This is a genomic window from Sporosarcina koreensis (assembly GCF_001531445.1).
Taxonomy (GTDB): domain Bacteria; phylum Bacillota; class Bacilli; order Bacillales_A; family Planococcaceae; genus Sporosarcina; species Sporosarcina koreensis_C.
Genome location: NZ_LQYA01000140.1, coordinates 15,061 through 18,424 on the forward strand (window position 1 = coordinate 15,061; position 3,364 = coordinate 18,424).

Here is a 3,364-nt window from a genome sequence, read left to right on the forward strand (position 1 = left end):
AGCAGCTTTGGACCAAGCTTTGAAACAAATTGAAAAGCAATTTGGAAAAGGGTCCGTCATGAAATTGGGTGAAAAAACCGATCGGGAGATTGCAACATCTTCTACCGGTTCACTTGCTCTGGATGCAGCATTAGGGGTTGGCGGCTATCCAAGAGGACGCGTCATTGAAATCTATGGTCCGGAAAGCTCTGGTAAAACGACAGTAGCATTGCATGCAATTGCGGAAGTGCAAGCGTCAGGCGGACAAGCCGCATTCATCGACGCCGAGCATGCGCTGGATCCTGTCTATGCACAGAAACTGGGCGTCAATATTGACGAATTGCTATTGTCACAGCCGGACACAGGCGAACAAGCGCTTGAAATTGCAGAAGCACTCGTACGAAGCGGTGCAATCGACATCGTTGTCATTGACTCCGTTGCTGCATTGGTGCCAAAAGCGGAAATCGAAGGGGAAATGGGCGACTCGCACGTCGGCTTACAGGCCCGTCTCATGTCCCAAGCACTTCGCAAACTGTCCGGTGCTATCAATAAATCGAAGACCATTGCCGTCTTCATCAACCAAATCCGTGAAAAAGTCGGTGTCATGTTCGGGAACCCGGAAGTTACTCCTGGTGGACGAGCTTTGAAATTCTATTCATCAGTCCGTTTGGAAGTGCGCCGCGGCGAAGCGATCAAGCAAGGCAACGACATTATGGGTAACAAAACGCGAATCCGTGTCGTGAAAAATAAAGTCGCTCCTCCATTCCGCACTGCGGAAGTGGATATCATGTACGGTGAAGGGATTTCCAGAGAAGGGGAAATCGTCGACCTGGGCGCCGAGCTTGAAATTGTCCAAAAGAGTGGTGCATGGTATTCCTATGAAGGAGAACGTCTTGGCCAAGGACGTGAAAATGCTAAGCAATTCCTAAAGGAAAATCTGGATATCCGTTCCGAAATCGCAAACAAAATCCGGGCTTCTTATGGAATGGCTGCAGCGAACTACGTTATTGCAGCTCATGACGAGGACGACGAGGAAGAACTGGAATTATTACTTCTAGAAGATGAAAAATAATTGATTACATGCGGACTGCCTTGAAGGGTAGTCCGTTTTGACTGTGAAATCTGAAAAATGCAGTGAGGCCAATCGGTTTGGAGAGATTTCCGCACGACTCATGCCTTGACATGGCAATTTTTCATAGATACAATTAGAATTGTATAATTTCACACCAATGAAATCATTATGGCAGTATGTTGAATGTTAATATACGAGCCGACTGAAAACGAAAAGAATAGCAGGAGGAGGTGACCTGGATGCCAGATGGAATCATCGGAAACATCATCTCCGCTTTGCTCGGTCTGTTCGTCGGTGCAGTTGTTATCTATTTAGTTATCAAAAAGGTGAATGATTCAAGAGTGACGGGTGCCAAAAACTCTGCCGAACAAATCGTTGAAGACGCGAAACGTGAAGCGGAGGCTATGAAAAAAGAGGCACTGCTAGAAGCGAAAGATGAAAATCACAAACTGAGAATTGAAGCGGAATCAGAAGTCCGTGAAAGAAGAGCGGAACTGCAAAAACAGGAAAACCGCCTTTTGCAACGGGAAGAAAATCTTGACCGCAAGGATGACGCTCTCAATAAAAGAGAAGCAGGGCTGGAGCGCAAAGATGACGCGCTTTCCAGTAGACAACAGCATATTGAACAAATGGAACGCAAGGCGGAAGATCTTGTTGCCACGCAACAGACGGAACTTGAAAGAATCTCGGCCCTCACGCGGGATGAAGCAAAACGGATCATCCTGGATGATGTCGAGAAGGAACTTTCCACAGATATCGCCGTAATGACGAAAGAATCGGAGCAGCGTGCAAAAGAGGAGTCCGAAAAGAAAGCCCGTGAAATCCTTTCCCTTGCATTGCAACGCTTTGCAGCAGACCATGTTGCTGAAACAACCGTATCTGTCGTGAACTTGCCAAACGATGAAATGAAAGGCCGTATCATCGGAAGGGAAGGTCGCAATATCAGGACATTGGAAACATTGACTGGTATCGATTTAATTATCGACGATACACCGGAAGCGGTCATTCTGTCCGGCTTCGATCCTGTACGTCGTGAAACTGCTCGTCTCGCACTTGAAAAACTCGTGCAAGATGGCAGGATACACCCCGCGCGTATTGAAGAGATGGTGGATAAGGCGCGCAGGGAAGTGGATGAATTGATCCGCGAAAAAGGGGAACAGACTACATTTGATGTAGGTGTTCATAATCTGCATCCGGATTTGATCAAAATCCTTGGAAGATTGCATTTCCGTACAAGCTATGGCCAAAATGTCCTGAAGCACTCCGTTGAAGTAGCTTATCTTGCAGGATTGTTGGCAGCCGAGGTTGGCGAGGATGTCACCCTTGCAAGACGCGCAGGACTTCTTCACGATATCGGCAAGGCGATCGACCATGAAGTCGAAGGAAGCCACGTCCAAATCGGGGTCGAGCTTGCAACGAAATACAAGGAGCACCCAGTTGTCATCAACAGTATCGCCTCCCATCATGGTGATGAGGAAGCGACATCAGTCATTGCCGTATTGGTAGCAGCAGCAGATGCATTGTCAGCTGCGAGACCAGGTGCACGAAGTGAAACACTGGAAAACTACATTCGCAGGTTGCAAAAACTTGAAGAAATTTCGGAATCATACGAAGGCGTGGAAAAATCATTCGCCATCCAAGCGGGCCGCGAAGTCCGTATCATTGTCAGACCAGACCAGATTGATGATATTACAGCGCATCGCCTGGCTAGGGATATTCGCAAACGGATCGAGGAGGAACTCGATTATCCGGGTCATATCAAAGTGACAGTCATTCGTGAAACACGTGCAGTGGAATATGCAAAATGATAAAATGACTCCTGTCCAGCCATGGTTCAGGAGTCATTTTCTTATCGTTTCAATTGAAGTTCGTATAAGTAGAAAGAGGTTACAATCATGAAGGTAATTTTTATTGGTGATATCGTAGGGTCAATCGGCAGAGAGATGGTGTTTGATCATATCGCAAGATTGAAAAGGAAATACAAGGCAGATGTAGTCATTGCGAACGGTGAAAATGCCGCTTCGGGTAGAGGGATAACTAAAGCGATTTTTGACGATCTTCTTCGTTCAGGTGTCGATGTGGTGACGATGGGCAATCATACGTGGGATCAAAAGGAAATATATGATTTCATCGATGAGACCGACTACTTGATCCGTCCTGCGAATTTTTCTGATGAAGCCCCGGGAAAAGGGATGACGACGATTACAAAAAATGGAGTGACGTTATCGGTAATTAATCTGCATGGCCGCACATTCCTCCCTCCTCATGGCGATCCATTTGAAAACGCGGAGGAATTGATTGAAGAAGCGGGCA

2 protein-coding genes and 1 pseudogene are annotated in these 3,364 nt (G+C 46.9%); all 3 read left to right on the top strand.

Annotated elements, in window-relative coordinates:
• Nucleotides 1–1,051 (top strand): recombinase RecA (gene recA / locus AWV70_RS14660; protein ID WP_082713650.1); only part of this gene is annotated, 1,051 nt, incomplete at its 5' end.
• Between the two features lie 239 nt (nucleotides 1,052–1,290).
• Entirely contained in the window at nucleotides 1,291–2,859 is a 1,569-nt protein-coding gene (gene rny / locus AWV70_RS14665) for a ribonuclease Y (RefSeq protein ID WP_060208692.1), read from the top strand.
• An 87-nt stretch (nucleotides 2,860–2,946) separates the two neighbouring features.
• Nucleotides 2,947–3,364: pseudogene (locus tag AWV70_RS24665) on the top strand (YmdB family metallophosphoesterase); the annotation flags it as partial.

Bases quoted from the DNA above. Each gene is read 5' to 3' on its own strand.
- rny (WP_060208692.1), top strand. From the start codon at position 1,291: ATGCCAGATGGAATCATCGGAAACATCATCTCCGCTTTGCTCGGTCTG.